This is a genomic window from Nonomuraea jiangxiensis, from assembly GCF_900099965.1.
Lineage (GTDB): Bacteria > Actinomycetota > Actinomycetes > Streptosporangiales > Streptosporangiaceae > Nonomuraea > Nonomuraea jiangxiensis.
The window spans coordinates 179,527-199,893 of record NZ_FNDJ01000004.1; the positions used below are offsets into that span (position 1 = coordinate 179,527).

General features: G+C 72.3%; 15 protein-coding genes. 6 read left to right on the plus strand and 9 right to left on the minus strand.

The genetic code is table 11. The annotated features are described in order from the left end of the window. Positions 1-104 precede the first annotated feature (104 nt). A complete protein-coding gene (locus BLS95_RS10260; protein ID WP_090930679.1) occupies positions 105-980 on the plus strand; it encodes a DivIVA domain-containing protein in 876 nt (291 codons plus the stop codon). Positions 981-1,021: 41 nt separating this feature from the next. Further along, on the plus strand, positions 1,022-3,430 hold the full coding sequence (locus BLS95_RS55520; RefSeq protein ID WP_176993114.1) for a hypothetical protein: 2,409 nt from the start codon (positions 1,022-1,024) through the stop codon (positions 3,428-3,430). 440 nt (positions 3,431-3,870) lie between these two features. Here the strand turns inward: BLS95_RS55520 and ileS are convergent, their stop codons facing one another. Further along, a complete protein-coding gene (ileS, locus tag BLS95_RS10270; RefSeq protein ID WP_090930681.1) occupies positions 3,871-7,014 on the minus strand; it encodes an isoleucine--tRNA ligase in 3,144 nt (1,047 codons plus the stop codon). A 474-nt stretch (positions 7,015-7,488) separates the two neighbouring features. Here ileS and BLS95_RS10275 point away from each other — a divergent pair, with 474 nt between their 5' ends. From BLS95_RS10275 to BLS95_RS10285, 3 genes are all read left to right on the plus strand, one after another. Further along, complete coding sequence (locus BLS95_RS10275; RefSeq protein ID WP_090930682.1) at positions 7,489-7,878, plus strand: TraR/DksA family transcriptional regulator; 390 nt, start codon at positions 7,489-7,491, stop codon at positions 7,876-7,878. A gap of 176 nt (positions 7,879-8,054) precedes the next feature. Beyond that, a complete protein-coding gene (gene lspA / locus BLS95_RS10280) occupies positions 8,055-8,567 on the plus strand; it encodes a signal peptidase II (RefSeq protein ID WP_281249983.1) in 513 nt (170 codons plus the stop codon). Further along, positions 8,560-9,489, plus strand: a complete 930-nt coding sequence (locus BLS95_RS10285) for an RluA family pseudouridine synthase (protein WP_090930684.1) — start codon at positions 8,560-8,562, stop codon at positions 9,487-9,489. The genes lspA and BLS95_RS10285 overlap by 8 nt, the downstream gene beginning before the upstream one ends. 159 nt (positions 9,490-9,648) lie before the next feature. On the opposite strand, the gene BLS95_RS57715 is transcribed toward BLS95_RS10285, so the two are convergent. Genes BLS95_RS57715 through BLS95_RS10315 form a run of 6 tightly spaced genes read right to left on the minus strand, consistent with a single transcriptional unit; the run spans position 9,649 to position 16,423 of the window. Continuing rightward, positions 9,649-10,965 carry a serine/threonine-protein kinase gene (locus tag BLS95_RS57715; protein ID WP_176993115.1) on the minus strand — a complete coding sequence of 439 codons (1,317 nt, stop codon included), beginning with the start codon at positions 10,963-10,965 and terminating at the stop codon, positions 9,649-9,651. A 9-nt stretch (positions 10,966-10,974) separates the two neighbouring features. Next, complete coding sequence (locus tag BLS95_RS10295) at positions 10,975-11,286, minus strand: AzlD domain-containing protein (RefSeq protein ID WP_090930685.1); 312 nt, start codon at positions 11,284-11,286, stop codon at positions 10,975-10,977. Then, on the minus strand, positions 11,283-11,945 hold the full coding sequence (locus tag BLS95_RS10300; protein ID WP_090930686.1) for an AzlC family ABC transporter permease: 663 nt from the start codon (positions 11,943-11,945) through the stop codon (positions 11,283-11,285). Before BLS95_RS10300 ends, BLS95_RS10295 begins: the two co-directional genes overlap by 4 nt. Before the next feature lie 11 nt (positions 11,946-11,956). After that, the gene (locus tag BLS95_RS10305) at positions 11,957-12,799 is read right to left on the minus strand and encodes an AraC family transcriptional regulator (RefSeq protein WP_245764965.1); all 843 of its coding nucleotides are present in this window, start codon (positions 12,797-12,799) and stop codon (positions 11,957-11,959) included. Beyond that, positions 12,796-14,604 carry a serine/threonine-protein kinase gene (locus BLS95_RS10310; protein ID WP_090930687.1) on the minus strand — a complete coding sequence of 603 codons (1,809 nt, stop codon included), beginning with the start codon at positions 14,602-14,604 and terminating at the stop codon, positions 12,796-12,798. Before BLS95_RS10310 ends, BLS95_RS10305 begins: the two co-directional genes overlap by 4 nt. Before the next feature lie 10 nt (positions 14,605-14,614). Further along, the gene (locus BLS95_RS10315; protein WP_176993116.1) at positions 14,615-16,423 is read right to left on the minus strand and encodes a serine/threonine-protein kinase; all 1,809 of its coding nucleotides are present in this window, start codon (positions 16,421-16,423) and stop codon (positions 14,615-14,617) included. A 279-nt stretch (positions 16,424-16,702) separates the two neighbouring features. Here BLS95_RS10315 and BLS95_RS59515 point away from each other — a divergent pair, with 279 nt between their 5' ends. Continuing rightward, positions 16,703-17,695, plus strand: coding sequence for a chorismate mutase (locus BLS95_RS59515; RefSeq protein ID WP_090930689.1), 993 nt, complete (start codon positions 16,703-16,705; stop codon positions 17,693-17,695). Here the strand turns inward: BLS95_RS59515 and BLS95_RS10325 are convergent. Both BLS95_RS10325 and BLS95_RS10330 read right to left on the minus strand, forming a co-directional pair. Then, entirely contained in the window at positions 17,649-18,734 is a 1,086-nt protein-coding gene (locus BLS95_RS10325) for an SGNH/GDSL hydrolase family protein (protein ID WP_090930690.1), read from the minus strand. The two genes, BLS95_RS59515 and BLS95_RS10325, sit on opposite strands and share 47 nt — an antisense overlap. Positions 18,735-18,951: 217 nt before the next feature. Continuing rightward, positions 18,952-20,325: an amino acid permease gene (locus BLS95_RS10330; RefSeq protein ID WP_218135681.1), complete on the minus strand. Its 1,374-nt coding sequence runs from the start codon at positions 20,323-20,325 to the stop codon at positions 18,952-18,954. Positions 20,326-20,367: the final 42 nt, after the last annotated feature.

A 20,367-nucleotide genomic window follows, 5' to 3' on the forward strand; every position in this document is an offset into this window, starting at 1 on the left:
GAGGGCCGGTGTGGCGCCGGTCGTGATCCAACTCGTGTCCGCGCTGAAGTGATTCGGGTTACCGTCCCTCCGGACAGACTCCAAGCGCGCCAAGGAGACCAAAAATGCCGCTGACGCCCGCTGATGTGCGGAACAAGCAGTTCAGTACCACCCGGCTGCGGCCGGGCTACGACGAGGAAGAGGTCGACGCCTTCCTCGACGAGGTGGAGGCTGAGCTCGACCGCCTGATCCAAGAGAACGAGGAGCTCCGCGCCAAGCTGGCCGAGTGCCTGCGCGGGAAGGTGCCGGGCGGCATGAACATGCCCATGGCCTCCGCCCCGGTCCAGGAGCAGCCCAAGCCCGAGATGATGGCGCCCCCGCCACCTCAGCCCGAGCCCATGCGGGCGCCCGAGCCGCCGCCGGTGCAGCAGCCGGTCCCCGTGGCCATGAGCATGCCTCCGGCCGAGGACAACATGGACACCGCGGCCCGCGTGCTCGCGCTCGCCCAGCAGACCGCCGACCAGGCCATCTCCGACGCCCGCCGGGAGGCGGACGACACGGTGACCCGGGCCAGGCGCGAGGCCGACGAGATCCTCACCAAGGCCCGCCGCCAGGCCGAGCAGGTCATCGGCGACGCCCGGGCCCGGGCCGAGACGCTGGAGCGCGACGCGCAGGAGCGTCACCGCCAGGCGATGGGCTCGCTGGTGCAGACCCGTGACGAGCTCGAGCGCAAGGTCGAGGAGCTGCGCAGCTTCGAGCGCGAATACCGCAGCAGGCTCAAGCTCTACCTGGAAAACCAGCTCGCCGAGCTCAACGTCGCCGCCGAGGGCAGCGGTGGGTTCCCGGTGATGTCCGGTGGTCCGCAGGGTCAGGCTCCCGCCATGTCGCACGCCATGCCGCAGAGCCAGCCGCCGCTCCCCGGGCCCCCCAGCCCGTTCGGTGGTGAGGCTCCGCAGGGCGCTTTCCCCGGTGGTGACGGTCCGCACAACGACCGCCGGTAAAGTAACCGGTCGCTAGGACCTGTCACTCGAAAGAGCCCCCTGTGATCCTTATCAGTGCTGGTTTGGTGCTCGCGGCGGTCGTACTGCTGATCGCGGGTTTCGTACTGGCGAAGCCGTTCCTGATCATGTGGTCCATCGTGGTCAGCGTGCTGTCCGCGCTGTTCCTGGTGATCGGGGCGTTTTTGCGGCGTAACGAGCTTTTTCCCGGTGGCGGGCAGGCCGCTGCGCTGGCCACCCCCCCGAAAGGGCTCATGCCGCCCGGCCTCCCGCACCCCCAGACCGGCCCCATGGCTCACCAGCCACCCCCCCGTCCGCGTACGGCGACCGTCCCGGCGGCCGGCGCACGCAGGCCCGCGAGGAGCGGCGTCTCACCGGACGCGATCGTGCTGGTGATCCCGGGACGCAAGAGGTACCACGTGCCCGGCTGCCGGCAGTTGAGCGGTCGGGGTCACGAGGAGCTCACCTACGAGGAGGCACGCGAGGAGGGTTTCACGCCCTGCACGACGTGCCTGCCCGACGCCGTGCTCGGCGGACGGCAGTTGCCGCCTGCCGCCGACCCCGAGCCCGCCGTCCGACCCGCCTCCGCGTTCGCCGCGGAGACCCGGGCGGAAAACTCCGCGGAGACCCGCGACGTACGTTCGCCGGTCGCCCCGCCGAAGCCCGACACCAAGGCTTCCACCCCCACCACGGAGCCCGCGACCTCCACTGAGGAGGGCGCCACCGGGTGGTTCGGTCCCACCGCCGCCACCGTCACCCCCGCGTCCGCGGGCAGGAGCGCACCGTCCTCCGCCGCCGAGCAGGACGACGAGCAGGCGGAGGCAGAGACTTCTTATTTCCGGCCGCCGTCGGCGCTCAGATCCGAGCCGCCCTCGGGTCCGGCCGCGTCCCGTCCTGGCAGTCGGGGCACTTCATCCCAGCCGTCCGGCTCGCCATCGCCTGGTAAGTCCGCGCAGGCTGCCGCGACGCCCGGTCACCCCGACGCCAAGCCGTCTGCCAAGCCCGGCCAGCCGCCGGCCACGTCCGGCCAGCCACGGATCACGTCCGCCGAGTCGCCGACCACATCTGGCCAGTCGCCGGCCAAGTCCGGGCAGTCGCCGGCCAAGGGCGACCAGCCGCCGGCCAAGCTCGGGCAGTCGTCGGCCAAGCTCGGCCAGCAGCCGGGCAAGCCCGGCCAGTCGGAGGGCGAGTCTGCGGGCAGGCCGGGGCAGTCCGGGGGCAAGGCCGGAGCATCCGCAGGGCAGCCGGGGCCGAAGGGCGCGACGCCCGGGTCCGCGGGCAAGCCGGGATCGCCGGGCGCCCAGCCGGGGCGGGCCGCCTCTGGCGCGTCCGAGGACGACGACGCCTTCGAGCCCGCCACGGCCCCGCAGCCCCGCCTCTCTGCTTCCGGGGCACCGATCCGCCCGGAGACGGCTTCCGGGCCGTCGCAGCGCCCTTCTGGGGCCGCCAAGGGGGCCGCCTCGGGAGAGCAGGGCGCGGTGGTGCATCCGCGGCCCGCGTCCTCGGCCGAGTCGGAGGCCAAGCCCAAGGGCCCGCTTCCCACGGGACCCGGTGGCGGCTCCGCTTCCGGGACCAAGCCCGGAGCTCCGCGTGCTGAGGAGAAGCCGGGGACGCCCAGCCCGAGGCCCGGTGGTTCCGGCGCGGGCGGGACGGCCGGGACGACCGACGCGTCGAAGGCCGACGCCGCCCCCGAGGCGGGCGCGGCCAAGGGCGACGCGACCAGAGGCGAGGGGAGCGGTTCGGCACCCCGGAGCGGCGGCGCGCCGGTCACCGCGTCGAAGAACGGTGGATCCGGCAGTGTCTCGCAGGTCGGTGGATCCGGCAGTGCACCGAAGGTCGGTGGGTCCGGCAGTGTCTCGCAGATCGGTGGATCCGGCAGCGGGTCGAAGGCCGGTGCATCGGGTGGGACGTCCAAGACCGGTGAGCCGGGCGGGACGACGAAGGGCGGCAGTTCGAGCGAGACGGCCGCGACGAACGGTTCGGGCTCCGCTGCCAAGACCGGCGCCGATGCTGAGACCGGTGGTTCGGGTGCCGCGGCCAAGACGGGTGATTCGGACGCCACCACTCGCCCGGGTGGGCCGGGCGCCGTCTCCAAGACGGGCAGTCCGGATGCTCCGCCCAAGACGGGCGGGGCCGGGGTGACGGCCAAGGGTGGTTCCCCTTCGGGCACGCCCAGGGCGCAGGCGTCCGGCTCCGCTCCCAAGACACCGGGCTCGGGGTCCAAGGCCGAGCCCGAGACCACGGTCGGTGACACGTCCACGGGCGGTGGCACGGGGGAGCGCGGCGGCAAGGTCAAGGTCATCATCGGCACCCGTCGCTACCACAGCACCGCGTGCCCGCTGATCAGGGGCGCGGGTGAGGACGGCGTGGAGACGATGACCCTGGCGGCGGCGGAGGCGGCCGGTCTGACGAGCTGCTCCGTCTGCCAGTACGACCGCGAGACGGTCAGCTGAACCCACCACGCTGACCCCCTCCCTCCCGGCACGACGGTCCGAGTCCCAGGGAGCGGAGCCCCTATGCCCTCGGCCTGTTGATCGAGTGCTCTGTGGGTGGGGAGGGGCGTGAGGCGACGCCCTCGCTCCTGGGTGGGGTGCGGCCTGGGGCGACGCCCTCGCTCCTGAGTAGGGTGCGGCCTGGGGCGACACCGCGCCCCTGGGTGGGGTAGAGCCTGGGCTACACCTCGCTCCTGGATGGGGTGCGACCTGGGGCTACACCTCACCCCGTGTGGGTTGGGCCCCGGGCTACACCTCGCCCGGTGTGGGGTTGGGCCTGGGGTTACACCTTGTCCCTGGGTGCGTTGCGTCTGAGGTGATGGTCCGGGCCGTGACATGGGTGCGCCCGAGACGAGGGTTCGTCTCGGGCGCGTGTTCTCCGGGGCTCGTCGCCGGGGGCGTCAGGCGCGGCGGAGTTGGAAGGTCAGGGACAGGTCCGCGTCCGTGTGGGACGGGACGTCGTCCGAGGCCGCGCCCTCCGTGACCGTGGTCGCCAGGACCTCCTCCGCCACCACCCCGCCCTCGGCGCGCAGGGCCGCGGCCAGGTCAGGGGCGGACGTGGTCCACCACAGGTCGATGCGGTCCGTGATGGACAGGCCCGTCGACTTACGGGCCTCCTGGACCAGGCGGATGACCTCGCGGAGGAGGCCGGCGCGGCGCAGGTCGTCGGTGAGCTCCAGGTCCAGGGCCACCGTCTCGCCCGTGCCCGTGCCGATCGCCCCCGTCTCCACGGCCCAGCCCGCGCGGGGCTGCTCGGTGACGATGACCTCGTCGGGGCCGAGCATGATCTCGCCCAGCTCGTCGGCCTCCACCATGACCGTGGCGCCGGAGCGCAGAGCACGGGCCACGCGGGTGGAATCGGCGGCGGCCAGCGCGGCGGCCACGAGCTTGGTCTGGGACCCGAAACGCTTGCCCAGAGCCCGGAAATTGGGCTTGACGCTGTAGGACACGAGATCAGCGCTGAAGCCGGACATGTCCTCAAGCGCCTGGACGTTCAGCTCGTCCGCCACCAGGCCCCGCAGCTCCTCGGGGAGCGACGGCCAGTCGTGCGCCCCCACCAGGGCTCGGGCCAGCGGCTGGCGGGTCTTGACGCCGGAGGAGGCACGGGCCGAGCGGCCCAGCTCCACCAGGCGGCGGACCAGCGCCATCCGGTCCGAGAGCACGGGGTCGAGCAGGTCCTCGCGCACGTCCGGCCAGGACGCCAGGTGCACCGACGCCGGCGCGTCCGGGGCCCGCAGCACGTCCCAGAGGTAGTCGGTGACGAACGGCGTGACGGGAGCCATCAGCCGCATCACCGTCTCCAGGCACTCGTACAGGGTCGCGAACGCGTCCTCCGAGCCCTGCCAGAAGCGGCGGCGGGAGCGGCGGACGTACCAGTTGGACAGGTCGTCCAGGAAGTCGGCCAGGCGGCGGCCCGCCCGCTGGGTGTCGTAGTCGTCCAGGGCCGCGGTGACCTCCGCCACCGTCCTGTGCAGCTCGGCCAGCGCCCACCGGTCGAGCAGCGGGCGCTCGGCGGCCGGCGTGGCCTGCGCCAGCCGGGACGGCGTCCAGGACTCGGCGTTGGCGTAGAGGGTGAAGAACGACGCGGTGTTCCAGAGGGTCAGGAGCACCTTGCGGACGATCTCCTCCAGGGTGTTGTGCCCCACCCGGCGGGCCGCCCACGGCGAGCCGGAGCAGGCCATGAACCAGCGCAGCGCGTCGGCCCCGTGCTGGTCCATCAGCGGGATCGGCTCCAGGATGTTGCCCAGGTGCTTGCTCATCTTGCGGCCGTCCTCGGCCAGGATGAGGCCCAGGCAGAGCACGTTCTCGTAGGAGGACTGGCCGAAGACGAGGGTGCCGACCGCCATCAGCGAGTAGAACCAGCCACGGGTCTGGTCGGTGGCCTCGCAGATGAACTGCGCCGGGTAGACGCCCTCCGGCTTGCCGTGCTCACCCCACTGCGCGAAGGGCATGGAGCCGGAGTCGTACCAGGCGTCGATGACGTCGGGCACGCGGCGGGCGAGCGCGCCGCACGAGGGGCAGTCGAAGGTGACGTCGTCGACGTACGGGCGGTGCGGGTCGAGCGCGGAGACGTCCCGGCCCGCCAGGTCGCCCAGCTCCGCCAGCGAGCCCACGCAGGTCACATGGGACTCGTCCGCCTCGCACACCCACAGCGGCAGCGGCGTGCCCCAGTAGCGCGAGCGCGACAACGACCAGTCGACGTTGTTGCGCAGCCACTCGCCGAACCGGCCCCACTTGATCGTGTCCGGATACCAGTTGGTCCTGGCGTTCTCCGCCAGCATCTGGTCCTTGATCGCGGTGGTGCGGATGTACCACGACGGCAGGGCGTAGTAGAGCAGCGACGTGTGGCAGCGCCAGCAGTGCGGGTAGCTGTGCTCGAAGTGGCCGCCGCGGAACAGCAGCCCGCGGGCGCGCAGGTCCTCGGTCAGCTCCTCGTCGGCGTCCTTGAAGAACGTGCCGCCGACCATGGGCACGTCGTCGAGGAAGCGGCCGTCGGGTCCGATCGGGTTGACGATCGGCATGTCGTACTTCTTGATCACGGCCAGGTCGTCGGCGCCGAAGGCGGGGGCCTGGTGGACCAGGCCGGTGCCGTCCTCGACGGTGACGTAGTCGCCGAGCACGACCCAGTGCGCGTCCGGGATGTCGACCAGGTCGAACGGGCGCGTGTACGTGGTGCGCTCCAGCTCGCGGCCGGTGTAGCGGGCCACCTCCGTCGCGCCCTCGCCGAGCACGGACAGCAGCGGCTCGGCCACCACCAGGACCTCGCCGTCCGCGGTGCGGGCCGCGACGTAGGTCACGTCGGGATGTACGGCCACCGCCGTGTTGGACACCAGCGTCCACGGCGTCGTCGTCCAGATCAGCAGCGCGGCGCCCAGCTCGGCCAGCGGACCGGAGGTCACCGGCATGCGCACGTATACCGACGGACTGGAGATCGTCTCGTAGCCGCCGGGCTGGCCCAGCTCGTGGTCGGACAGGCCGGTGCCGCAGCGCGGACAGTACGGAGTGATGCGGAAGTCGCGGAACAGCAGCCCCTTGTCGAAGACGACCTTCAGCGACCACCACACCGACTCGACGTAGGACGGGTCCATCGTGCGGTAGGCCTGGGACAGGTCGATCCAGTAGCCCATCCGCTCGGTCATCTGCTCGAACGCGTCCACGTGACGCAGCACCGACTCACGGCACTTGGCGTTGAACTCGGCGATGCCGTAGGCCTCGATGTCCTTCTTCCCCGAGAGCCCCAGCTCCCGCTCGACACCGACCTCGACCGGCAGTCCGTGGCAGTCCCATCCGGCCTTGCGCGGAACGCTGAACCCGCGCATGGACTTGTAGCGAGGGAACAGGTCCTTGAACACGCGCGCCTCGACGTGGTGCACCCCGGGCAGGCCGTTCGCGGTGGGCGGGCCCTCGTAGAAGACCCACGCCGGATTGCCGGAGTTGTGCTCCACGGAACGCTCGAAGACCTTCCCGTCGCGCCACCGGTCGAGCACCTCGCGCTCCAGCGCGGGCAGGTCGACCTGCGAGGGAAGAGAGCGGAAAGACGACATTTCTGGTGGGACCTCCACGCGTGAACCGGCTGGACGGCGTGAAGGGACGAAGCCTGGCGGCTCCGCGGTACCACCCTTCTTGGCCCCGCGGGTGGGCGGGACCCTCTTCATTCGGCCTGCTGCCGGGTCTAATGAGCTCGGGAAGCCGTTCTTCCGGCGGCTCCGGGGTGATATCCCTCACAGTCGGGCCCCATCAACGCCTTGCAGACTTCAAACCATAACGCAGAGTGGGGGCGAAGGCTTCCCGGTTTTCCTGGTGCCGCACAGGATCGTCACCGCGAGTGGCCCAACTCCGGTCGTGAAGCCGTAAAGGCGACAAAGTTGTGGGAATGGACGTCCCTGTTGAGGAGTTGAATGCGCGAGGCGGGATAGTACGGGGGAGGTAAACCGTCCGGCGGGTCGTTTGCCGTTCCGTTATCAGGATCCTAAGCTGCCCGCACCCTTTACGACCTTGATCAGCAATGGGAGGCAGCCATGGCGGCAGTCACGCAGACCGCTACACCGTCGATGTGGTCGGACGAGGAGCTGGCCGAGGTACGCGGCAGACTCCAGAGCGAGATCGACGAGCTCAACGCGGACATCCTCCGCCACGAGTCCGAGATAGCCTCTGGAGACGTCACCCAGGGGGCCGGCGACGACCAGGCGGACGCCGGCGCCAAGACGTACGAGCGCGAACGCGAGATCGCCCTTACCCTGAATGCGCGCGATCTGGTCGCGCAGAACGAACGCGCGATCGCCCGGATCGACGCAGGGACCTATGGAGTGTGCGAATCGTGCCACAAGCCGATCGGCAAGGAGCGTCTCCAGGCGTTCCCGAGGGCGACGCTGTGCGTGGCCTGCAAGCAGAAGGAGGAGCGCCGCTAACACCGGCAGCGTCTCCGGCGCCGGCACCGCCAGCATCTCCAGCCCCGGAAGCCTCCCCGGCGCCGGACACTTCCGCAACGACGCAGCCCGCTTCCGCGACGCAGCCGGCCTCCCCGGCGCACGCGGGGTCCGCGGCGCCGGCGGGCACGTCACGCAAGGTTCTCTTCGCCGTCCTCATCGTGCTGGCGGCCGTGATCTACGCGGCCGACCTGATCACCAAGACGGTGGTGCTGCGCGCACTCGAGGGAAAGGCGCCGCTGGTCGTCATCCCGGACGTGCTGCAGTTCCGGGTCATCTTCAATTCCGGTGCCGCCTTCAGCATCGGCACCGGAATGACGCTCATCCTGACCATCATCGCGGTGTGCGTGGTCGTCGCCATCGTGCGCACCGCGCGCAAGCTGGGCAGCAGGGCCTGGGCGGTCACCCTCGGGCTGCTGCTCGGCGGGGCGCTCGGCAACCTCACGGACCGGCTGCTGCGTTATCCCTCGGGGTTCGGCCGTCCCACCCAGTTCCAGGGGCACGTGGTCGACTTCATCGAGGTGCTCCCCGGCCACTTCCCCATCATCGACTATTTCCCCGTGTTCAACATCGCCGACTCGGCGATCGTCTGCGGCGGCATCCTCGCGGTGCTCCTCGCCTGGCGCAACGTACAGATCGACGGGACCAAGGAGGTGTCGAAGGGTGACTGAGCAGCGCAGCCTGCCCGTGCCGGACGGGCTGGAGGGCGAGCGGCTCGACGCCGCGCTGGCCCGGCTGTTCGGCTTCTCCCGCACGCGCGCGGCCGAGCTCATCGGCGACGGCGAGGTGCTGGTGGACGGCAGACAACCGGCCAAGTCGGATCGGGTGCACGCGGGGGCGTGGCTCGACGTCACGATGCCCCCGCCGGTCACCACCCCCATGCCGGTGGCCGAGCCGGTGCCGGGCATGTCGATCGTGTACGAGGACGACGACATCGTCGTGGTCAACAAGCCGATCGGGGTGGCCGCCCACCCGACGGTCGGCTGGACCGGCCCCACCGTGATCGGCGGCCTGCTCGGCTCCGGGCACACGATCGCCACCAGCGGCGCGGCCGAGCGCCAGGGCATCGTGCACCGGCTGGACGCCAACACCACGGGGGCGATGGTGGTGGCCAAGAGCGAGCACGCCTATTCGCGGCTCAAGCGGGCCTTCAAGGAGCGTACGGTCGACAAGCGTTACCACGCCCTGGTCCAGGGGCATCCCGACCCGTTCAGGGGCACTGTGGACGCGCCCATCGACCGCCACCCGGCGGGGGACGGCCGGTTCGCGGTGGTCGCGGGCGGCAAGCCGTCGGTCACCCACTACGACACGGTGGAGGCCTTCCGGGCGGCCTCGCTGCTGGACATCAAGCTGGAGACCGGGCGTACGCACCAGATCCGGGTGCACATGGCGGCGCTGCGTCACCCGTGCGTCGGCGATCTGCTCTACGGCGCCGATCCCACGCTGGCGGCCCGGCTGGGGGTCACCCGGCAGTGGCTGCACGCGGTCACGCTCGCGTTCGAGCACCCGTCGAGCGGGGAGTGGGTGTCGTTCAGCACCGACTACCCGCAGGACCTGCAGCAGGCGCTCGACCTCGTGCGCGCCGAATCCTGAGACCAGATCCCGCACCGGCTCCCCGCCGGCCCTGACCGGCGTCCTCGTCGGCCCCTGACGGTCCTGGCCGGCGTCCTCGTTGGCTCCGGTGGTCCTGGCCGGCGAGGACGCCGGCCAGCGCTCCTGACCCGCGTCCTTGTCACCCTCCGGCAGTCCTGATCACTCCGCCGGGCCGTCGTCCGCCGCGCCGTCGGACCCCTCGACCCGGCCGGGGTTCTCGGAGGGGGTGTCGGCATCCTCGGACTCCTCCTGGGACTCCTCCTCGGACGCGGTCGGCGAGGGCGCCCGCGACTCGCGCGGCTCCTCCGTGGGGGTCCGCGAGCGCTGCCTGACGGGTGGCGGGGTGGTCGCCGTGCGCGGTCCCGCGGTCCCGTACGTCGGCTCCGAGTCCGGCTCGGTGTTCTCCGCCGAAGCCGGGGCCGATGCCGGGGTCGAAGCCGGGGCCGAGGCCGTGGAGGTGGGCGGCGCCGTCGTCGCCACGGCCGGCGCGGAGCCGCGCGGGTTGGGGGGCACGTCGTCGGGGCGGCTGGACCACCAGGCGGCGCCGCCCGTGGCGGCCGCGACGGCGAGCACGCCCGCGGCGAACGCGACCAGCGGCGGCCGGCGCCGCCGCGCCGCCCTCCGGGGCACGGCGAGCGGCCGCGTGTGCGGGGACGAGCCGCCCCCCAGGATCGCCAGCAGCCGCCGTTCGGCCTCCTCCAGCGACATCCGCCGCACCGGGTTCTTGTGCAGCAGCCCGAGCAGTACGGGACCGAGCGGCCCCGCCCGGGCCGGCTGCGGTGGCTCGGAGTGCATGACCGCCCCTAGCGAGGCCAGGGCGTTCTCCCGCTGGAACGGCGAGTGGCCCTCGACGGCCATGAAGAGGGTCACGCCCAGCGACCACAGGTCGGAGGCGGGCGTGGCCTGGCCGCCCGCCGCGCGTTCCGGCGCCATGAACGCCGGGGTGCCGATCAGTACGCCCGTCTTCGTGACGGGCGCCTCGTCCTCCGTGGTGGCGATGCCGAAGTCGGTGAGCACCGCCCTGCCGTCGGCGGCGACCAGCACGTTGTCCGGTTTCACGTCCCGGTGCAGCACCCCCGCGGCGTGGGCGGCCCGCAGCGCCTCCAGGAGTTGCAGCCCGATGTCCGCGACCCGCTCCGGGGGCAGCGGGCCCTCGTCGCGGATCACCTCGCCCAGGGTGCGGGAGGGGACGAGTTGCATGACGATCCAGGGGTGATCGTGCTCCTCCAGGACGTCGTACACGGCGGCCACGCCGGGGTGCGCCACCCGGCCGGCCGCCCTGGCCTCGCGGAAGGTCCGTACGGCGAACTCCTCGCGCTCGGGACCCGTCAGATCGGGCGGCGGCAGGATCTCCTTCAGCGCCACGTCCCGGCCCAGCACCTCGTCGTGCGCCTGCCACACCGTGCCCATGCCGCCCTTGCCGAGCATTCTGAGCAGCCGATACCGCCCACCGATCATCCCCGCTGCATCGGACATGTCCGGCGACTACCCCAGAAGCGCCCGGACAAGCGCGGTAATCACCGCCCCGGTGGCCAGCACCGCCAGGAAGGGCGCCCTGAGCAGCAGGGCCACCACCACCGCCGAGAGCCCGGCGGTACGCGCGGGATCGAGGACCAGCTCGCCCCGCTCCGTGAACACCTGCACCGCGACCAGCGCCGCCAGCAGCGCGACCGGCACCAGCTCCGCGAACCTGCGTACCGCCGGATGATCGAGCACCTTGCGCGGCGCGGCCAGCCCGGCCAGCTTCAGCGCGTAGCAGCCCGCGCAGAGGGCGGCGATCGCCCACCACAACGTCATCGGACCAGCACCACCAGCACGGCGGCCGCCGACAGCAGCACGGGGATGCCGGGCGCGACGAAGGGGGTGGCGCACAGCGCGATCACCACCGCGGCCGCGGCCAGCAGGCGCAGCTCGGCGCTGCCCGCCAGCCGGGGCCACAGGATGGCCAGGAACGCGGCCGGGCCCACCACGTCCAGCCCCAGCAGGCCGGGATCGCCCAGGAACGAGGTGCCGTAGGCGCCGGCCAGGGTGGTGAGGTTCCAGGTGGCGTACAGGGTGGTGAAGGTGACCACGAACCCGGTGCGGGCCGCCTCGGGGGAGGGCTGGGCGAGGGCGACGGCGGTGGTCTCGTCGATCACGCCGTGGGCGGCCAGCAGCCGGCGCGGGCCGCGCGGGCGGAGCAGGTCGGCCAGGCGCAGTCCGTACAGGGTGTTGCGGCCGCCGAGCAGCAGCGCGCCGAGGGTGGCGGCCACCAGGTCACCGCCCGCGCCCACCGCGCCCGTCAGCGCGAACTGGGAGGCGCCGGTGAACGACAGCAGGCTCAGCACGCAGGCCTGCGGCACGGACAGGCCCGCGGTGACCGCCGCGGCGCCGAAGGCGACACCGGACAGCCCCACGGCCAGGCCGACGCCGAGACCGTCCCGCACGGCGGCGGAACGGTGTGTTGTCTGTTCCATGCCGCCCGAGGCTAGGCGGCGGGGGAATCGCCGGTCTTGTACGTTCTTGCAGTGCGCTGGTAGGCGGCGGGCGGAACGCCCATGATGCGCTTGAAATGACGGTTGAGGTGGGCCTGGTCGGTGAAGCCCACCTCGGTGGCCACCTGGGCCGGGCGCATGCCGGACAGCAGGAGGCGGCGCGCCTGGCGTACCCGGAGCGAGGTGAGGTAGGCGTGCGGCGGCAGGCCCGTCGCGGCCTTGAACGCCCGCAGCAGCGCGAACGGCCGCGTCCCCACCGCGTCCGCGAGGTCGTCCAGCGTCGGCGGGTCGACCAGGCTCTCGTGCAGCAGGTCGAGCGCCTCGCGCACGGCCCGCCTGCCCGCGCCGGGCGGCACCGCGGCGGGCCGGGGCGCCGCGTGGCGGGCCAGCAGCCGGGCGAACAGCGTACGGCTCAGCGTCGAGGCCGCCAGCGCGTCACCGCGCTCGGCCGCCAGGTGCGCCATGCCGAGCAGCGCGGCCACCGCCTCGTCACGCACCACCTGCTCGGGGAAGTACGGAGTCGAGCGGGGCGCGCCCAGCTCGGCGGCGATCCCGGCCAGCGCGTCCACCGACGGATAGAGCATCCGGTACGACCACCCGTCCGGCGTGCCCGCCTGCCCCGTGTGCACGGAGTCGGCGTTGACCAGCACGATCTCGCCCGCGGCTGCCCGGTGCAGCGTGCCCCGGTAGTCGAACTCCTCCACTCCCGTCACGATGAGGCCGATCGCGTAGCCGTCGTGCGCGTGCCGGGCGAAGCGGTGGGTGACGTAGTGGGCCTTGAGCAGGTCGGTCTCCGGCACCGCCGGGTGCCGCCAGAAGCGTGCCTGCTCTTTCACCGCGGTCTGAAGGTGCTCGTGAACGTCTCGAAGAAGTGCCTGTCCTTGGCCCAGCGGGAGTGCGGGGTCTCCCAGTAGATGGCGAACGGGCGGCCGTCGGCGGTGACGACGTGGCGGTTGATCACGTGGATCAGCGTGCCCTCGCGCAGCCGGGTGAACTCCCAGTCGGCGGCCCTGCGGCCGAGGTAGGTGACGGGGGTGATGCCGAGGCGGGTGTACCGCTGGAACTCGCCCTTGGCCAGGATCTCCTTCTCCAGGGCCAGCCACTGTTTCACCGGATCCTGCCGGGGGGCGTCGGGAACGGTCCACTCGACGATGAGCGCTCCGGGGGTGCCGGGGCCGCTCATGGTGACGCTGTCCCTGGTGGGGTGGTTGGTGGCGGTCCAGCGGTCGGGCAGGGCGATGGAGAACCGGCCCTGACCGCTGGTGAACGGCCGCCAACCGGCGGGCACGGGCCTGCTGGTCGGGGGTGCGGTGGTGGGCCTGTCGCTGGGTGCCGTGGTGGGCCTGCCGGTGGACCCGCCGCTGGGGCTTGTGGTGGGTCGCGTGGTGGGACCGGTCGTGGCGGCGGGGCTGGTGGGGAGCGGGGTCGTCCAGCGGTCGCTCAGCAGCACGCCGCCCGTGCCCAGCACCGCGAGCGCGGCGGCCGCGGCGGGCACGCCTATCCAGAGCGCCTTGCCGCGCCCGGGGCGCGTCGTGACCGTCCCGTACGTGCCACCGCCGCCTGTGCCCGGCCCGCCTGTGCCCGGCCCGCCTGTGCCCGGCCCGCCTGTGCCCGGTCCGTCCGCGGGTCCATTCACGGGGAGCCCGTCGCCGGGGGCCGTCAAGTGGCCTGAGCGTACGTCTCCGGTCGTCTCACGGGCGCCTGGGGCGGGTTGGGTGCCGGGTGTGGGGAGGTCGCCCGGGGGCGGCCAGGCGGCGGGGCTCCAGGACTCGCCTGACCGGCTGTCCAGGCGGGGCCGCGCGGGTGCGGGCGGGTGGGGAGCCGGGGTGACCGGCTGGGCGGTCGTGGCCGCGTACAGGAGCCTGGCGGCCTCCGCGGCGGAGATCCTGTCGGCCGGGCTCTTGCGCAGCAGGCCCATGATGACCGGCTCCAGCGCGCCCGCCCGCGCCGGCGGGCGCGGGACGTCGCGCAGCACCGCCGCCACCGTCGCCGCCCACGAGTCCCGCCTGAACGGCGCCTCGCCCTCGACGGCCGCGTAGAGCGTCGCGCCCAGCGACCACAGGTCGGACTCCGGACCGGCGGGCTCGCCGTTCAGCCGCTCGGGAGGCATGTACGCCGGGGTGCCCACCAGGCCGCCGGTCGCCGTCAGCCCCGCCTCCGCCTCCATCGAGGCGATGCCGAAGTCGGTCAGCACGACCCTGCCGTCGTCGGCCAGCAGCACGTTCTCCGGTTTGACGTCGCGGTGCAGCACCCCGGTGGCGTGCGCGGCGCGCAGCGCGTCGAGCACCCGGCCGCCGATCACCGCGACCTGCCCCACCCGCAACGGACCCTGCTCGCGGACCACCTGCGCCAGCGAGCGGGACCGGACGAGCTGCATCACGATCCAGGGCCGGCCGTCCTCCTCGACCACGTCGTGGATGACCACCACGGACGGGTGGTCGAGGCGGCCCGCCGCCCGCGCCTCCCTGATGGTCCTGCGGTTGAGCTCGGCCCGCTGCGCCTCGCCGACGCCCGTGTAGCGAACCTCCTTGATCGCCACCGTGCGGTCGAGCAACTCGTCGTAGGCCCGCCACACCACGCCCATGCCGCCCTCGCCGAGCGGCTCGATGAGCCGATAGCGGTTGCCGACCTGCCTTTCCACTCGGGGAAGCTTACTTCTTGCCCTTGAAGGTCGCGTAGAAGCCCTCGAACAAGTCGTAGTCGTCCTTCCAGTGGCTCTTGAGGGTGTGCCAGTAGATCGCGTACGCCCGCCCGTTGTCCATGACGACCGCGCGGTTGCGCACCCGGGTCGGGCCGGTGTTGGTGTTCCAGGTGAAGTCCCAGTCGGCGGCGGCCTTGATGCCGTCCGGCAGGTCGTCGACCTTCTTGATGTCCAGCTTCCGGTAGCCGCCGAAGTTCCTCTTGAGGTTCGGCTCCTGCTTCTTCCAGTCCTTGAGCGGGTCGGTGCCCGGCTTGGCCGCCTCCTCGATCATGAGGTAGGCGTTGGGCGCGGCGCCGGGACCCTTGAACTTGACCTGCCGGCCGTCCCGGGTCCACTCCTTCCAGCCCTTGGGCAGTCCGATGGAGAAGCCCGCCTTGTCCTTGTACATCTTCCAGCCGGACGGCAGCGGATCCTTCTCCGGCTCCTCGCTCGGCGTGGGGCTCGGGCTCTCGGCCGGCGACTCGGTGGCGCTGGGGGTGGCCGAGACGGTGGGAGGCGCGGTGGACGGGGCCGACTGCGGCGGGGAGCCGCTCGGGGAGGGCTGCGGGACGGTCTGGGCCTGCGTGTCGCGCGGCTCAGGCGTGTCCTCGGGGGCCGAGCGCAGGCCGAGGTAACCGCCCACGCCGGCGACCAGCACCACCGCCAGGGCCGCCGAGATGACGAGCCCGGTGCGGCGGGGGTTGTCGGCCTTGGTCACGTCCACGGTGGACTCGGCGGGCGGCGACGGTGGCTCGCTCGGCGTGGCGGCCAGCCGCGCGCCGGTCTGGGGGAACTCAGGGGTGGGGACGAGGTCCGGGTCGGTCGGGGTGTCGTCCTCCACGGGCGCGCGCTTGAACGAGGCCACCGCGGGCATCTGCAGCCGCTTGGCCAGTGGCGACTTCTTCGGCCCCGGCGACGGCTGGGTGACCGGGATCTGCGCGGTCGGCGGCGGGCTCGACTCCGCGAGGGCATTGCGCAGCAGCCGCTGCGTCTCCTCGTACGTCAGCCGCTGCACCGGCTCCTTCACCAGCAGGCCGTTGATCACCTCGGTGAGCGGGCCCAGGTGCGTGGCGGGATCCGGCTCGTCGGTCAGCACGGCGTGCATCGTGGCCAGCGCCATCCCGCGCTCGTGCGGCGAGCGTCCCTCCACGGCCGTGTACAGGGTGGCGCCCAGCGACCACAGGTCCGACTCGCGCCGCGCGGGCAGGCCCTTGAGCCGCTCGGGCGCGATGAACGCCGGCGTGCCCGCCAGGCCCGTCACCGTGAGCTGCGTCTCGGTTTCCAGCGTGGCGATGCCGAAGTCGGTGAGCACGACCCTGCCGTCGTCGGCCAGCAGCACGTTCTCGGGTTTGACGTCCCGGTGCAGCACGCCCGACTCGTGGGCGCGGTGCAGCGCGTCCAGCACGGCCAGGCCGATCTCGGCCACCCGCTTGGCAGGCAGCGGCCCGTCCTGCTTGATCACGGCACCCAGGGACCGTGACGGCACGAGCTGCATGACGATCCAGGGCCGGTCGTCCTCCTCGATCACGTCGTGCACGACGATCACGTTGGGATGCTCGAACCTGGCGGCCGCCCTCGCCTCCCGCATCGTCCGCCGGTTCAGCAACTGCACCTCTTCGCCCAGCGCGGCGGCGTATCTGACCTCCTTGACCGCGACCGTGCGGTCGAGCAGCTCGTCATGGGCGCGCCACACGATGCCCATGCCACCCCTGCCGATGGGCTCCTGCAGTTGGTAGCGGCCGGCGATGCGGCGCCCGTCCTGCTTGCGATCCGACGTCAACGGCCTCGTACCCTCCTCTAGGCCAAGAAATACTCCCATAGCGAGGGATCAACGGCGACTCGCCGGAAGGTCAGTCCACCATGTGGGCGTAACTGTCCAGCAGGTGGAGAGGGGTGTAGGGTTTCCATATGACTTGTCGCCACGCGTTTACCGAGCCGGCTCCAGGAGGGCCGGTCGTCGGATAGCGACCACCTGGAGTCGGCACAGGGCAGAGACGACCCGTCTCTGCCTTTTTGGTTTCCCGCCGGTTCCAGGGACCGGCCGATGTGGGGAGTCGGAATGTCATCGACATTGGAACGGCACGCCGTCGCGGTGGGCGAACTGCTCGTGGGAGAGGGACCCGCCGTGGTGATCGGCCGGCGGGTCAGCCTGCGGGCGCACCAGGGGCGGGTCGACGCGCGGGAGGCGCTGGGGGAGCGGGCCACGCTGGTGGAGCCGTTCTCGGCGGCCGACCTGCCGATCGTCGCCGAGCGGGCCGACGCCGTGGTGGTGGGGGCCGCGTGGACGCGCGACATCCCGCTGGTGCAGGCGGTGTGCGGGCTCGGGCTGCCGGTGGTCGTGGAGCGGCGCGCGTCGGCGTCCATGGAGGAGTGGCTCGGGCTGGCCGACTACTGCGCCGCCGAGGGTGACGGGCGGGTCATCCTGTGCGAGGGCGGCCATCCCGACCTGGGGCTGATGCGGGCCGCGCGGGCGGCGTCGGGACGGCCCGTGCTCGTGGACGTGTCCAGGGACGTCGGGCTGTCGGCCGCGGCGGTGGCGGCCGGGGCGGACGGGCTGATCGTGGACGCCGGGCCGCGGCAGGAGAGCACGATCGGGACCTACGAGGGCGCCGGGGTCGCGGATCCCGTACGGGGTGCGGCCCGTGCGTTCGTACGGGCGGAGGACCTGGCCGACGGCCTGGTGGCGCAGCTCGACGTGGGCCGGAAGGCCGACGCGGAGGCGGCGCGGCGCATCGCCGAGGAGGCCGTCACGATCGTCGGGGCGCTCCTGCGGCACGAGGCGCCCGCCACGTTGCCGGAGTGCAGGGAGGCGATCGACCGGGTGGACGCCGCGCTGGCCACGTTGCTGGAGCGGCGGGTGGAGCTGGCGGGCATCGTGCAGCGGCTCAAGCCGGTCGGCGGGTTCGCGGGGCGCGACGCGGGCAGGGAACGCGCGCTCGTGGCCGAAATGGCACGGCGGGCGCCGACACTCGGCGAGGACCTGCTGGCGCCCGTCATGAACGCGGTCATCGAGGCCGGCCTGCACCTGGCGGAGCAGCGGGCACGCGAGTAGCCCCGGGGTCAGGGGGCGTCAGCCGGAAGTTGTTCATGGGGCGGCCAGGGCCGGCGGCGATCTGGTCGGTGATGAGGCCGGCGAAGCGGCGGTAGCCGTCGCCTGTCGGGTGATAGCTCCGGGCGTTGACCGTCAGGTCCTCCATGTCCACGTTCAGCCCGTTCAGGAAGGGCTGTGGCTCCCCGACCTCGTGGCCCGTGAACGACTCGTAGGCGTCGACGTACTCGACGCTCCCGGGTGCGCCGAAGGCCGCGATGGCGCGGTCGAAGTCCGCCGCCACCGAGCCCACCAGGTCGTTGAGGCGCCTCGTCATGGTGTTCAGCCAGCGCTGGTCCGCCGGGCTGAGGTTGTCGTAGGTCTCCGTGGGGTTCTCGGGGAACGGCCGGGGGTAGCCGAGGACGATGACGCGGGCGTTCGGGGCGCGTACCCGGATCTCCTTGAGGACCTTGAGGAGGTTCGGGCCGAGCTCCTGGATGCGGCGGGCGACCGCCTGGTCCTGGTCGACGCAGGCCGTGGACCACGGCAGTTTCACGATGCAGCTCGTGAGGACCTTGGTGAAGCCGGCGTCGTTGCCGCCGATGCTGAGCGTCACCAGGCTGGTCGAGGGGTCGACGCGGGTGATCTGGGGCGGCTGGCCGTACTGGCCGGACAGGAGCTGGCGGGTGGTGGCGCCGCTGCAGGCGTAGAAGGCGGTGCCGCCTTGGAACCGGTATGCCTGCGCCACGGTCGGCACGTACGAGCCGGTCGCGCGGTGGCAGCGGTCGGCGCCGTCGTTGAGCGGCTGCCTGTCGAGGTCGTAGACGCCCTCGCCGGAGGAGTAGGAGTCGCCGAGCGCGACGTATTTGCCCAGCTGGGCGACCTCGGTGGGGGACAGGCGGGTCAGCCGGGGTAACTGGCCCCTGGGCGGCGCGTCCGCCGGGCAGCCCGCGTCCAGGAAGGCGCAGGCCAGCCTGGGATAGACGTCCAGGGACAGGCAGGCCAGGGCGAGCGCGACGCCGAGCGCGGCGGCCATGACCGCCCGGGCGATCGTGCCGGTCACCGCTCTCCGGATGATCCGTCCGGTCCTCCCGGCACGGGCGGGCGGAGTGGTCTGCCCGGTCGGGGTGGGCTGGTCCTTTCGGTCTGGGGCGGTCGGTTCGTTCGCAGGTCCCGGCGGGTCCCGTCGGTCTGTGGCGTCCAGCGCGTCCTCCCCGAGCCCCGAATGGCCACCTGCTCCGCCATCGAGACTACCCAGACACCGATCAGGACGGCGGTTTTCAGTCGCCGGAGTCCATGCACGGCTCGGGCCTGCGCGTGGCGCGGCGGCGCCGGACGGCCCACCAGCCGAGGGCGATGCCCACGACGAGGACCGGCATCAGGAAGAACGCCACCCGCTGGTCCTGGTCGGCGAACGGCATCAGCAGCACCACCATCGCCAGGAAGGCGAGGGTCAGCCAGTTGGTGTAAGGGGAGCCCGGCATCGGGAACGTCGAGCGGTGGCCCGACCTGCGCAGCCCGAGCTGGCAGTAGATCAGCACCCCCCACGTGGTGACGACACCGAGCGAGGCCGCGGCGGTGGCGATGTTGAAGGCGCGTTCGGGCAGGAAGTAGAACAGGGCCACCCCGGCCAGGAACATGACCGCGGTGAACAGGATGCCGCCGATCGGGACGTGGCGGGAGCTCATGGTCCCGGTGAAGCGGGGGGCCTCGCGCTTGGTGGCCATCGAGCGCAGGATGCGGCCCGTGGCGTACAGGCCCGAGTTGCAGGAGGAGAGGGCGGCGGTGATCACGACGAGGTTCATGGCGTCGGCGGCCCAGGGGGCGCCCAGGCCGGAGAAGACCGTCACGAACGGCGAGGTGCCCGCCCGGTAGGCGGTCCACGGCAGGACCATCGCGAGCAGCAGCACCGAGCCGACGTAGAAGATCGCGATGCGCCACACCACGCCGTTGATCGCCTTCGGCATGATCTCGTGCGGCCGGGCCGTCTCGCCCGCCGTGATGCCGACCACCTCGATCGCCGCGTACGCGAACACCACCGACTGCAGGCTCATCAGCACCAGCGGGAACCCGGTCGGGAAGAAGCCGCCGTGGGAGACGAGGTTGTGCGGGCCCGCCTCGCCCACCGTGAACACCACCAGCACCAGCCCCACGACCAGGAAGGCCGAGATCGCCAGGACCTTCAGCATCGCGAACCAGAACTCCAGCTCGCCGAACAGCCGGACCGACAGCGAGTTCACGATGAGCACGAAGCCCAGCGCGATGAGGGCCGTGAGCCACTCGGGGAAGGCGGGGGCCCAGTAGTGGATGTAGGCGGCGATCGCGGTCAGCTCGGCGATGCCGGTGAACGCCCAGTTGATCCAGTACATCCAGCCGCTGGCGAAGGCCGCCCACGGGCCCATGAACTCGTTGGCGTATTCGACGAACGAGCCCGACGTCGGGCGGTAGAGCACCAGCTCGCCGAGCGCGCGCATGACGAAGAACGCGGCCACCCCGGCGATGGCGTACGAGAGCACGAGGGCGGGGCCGGTGGCGGCCAGCCGTCCCCCGGCGCCGAGGAACAGCCCGACGCCGATCGCGCCGCCGATGGCGATCATCTGGACCTGCCGGTTGCCCAGCGCGGGTCTGTATCCCTCGTCTTCCGGCGTGCGCACTCGGTGTCTCCTCAACTACTCACGGTGACACGACGATATCGG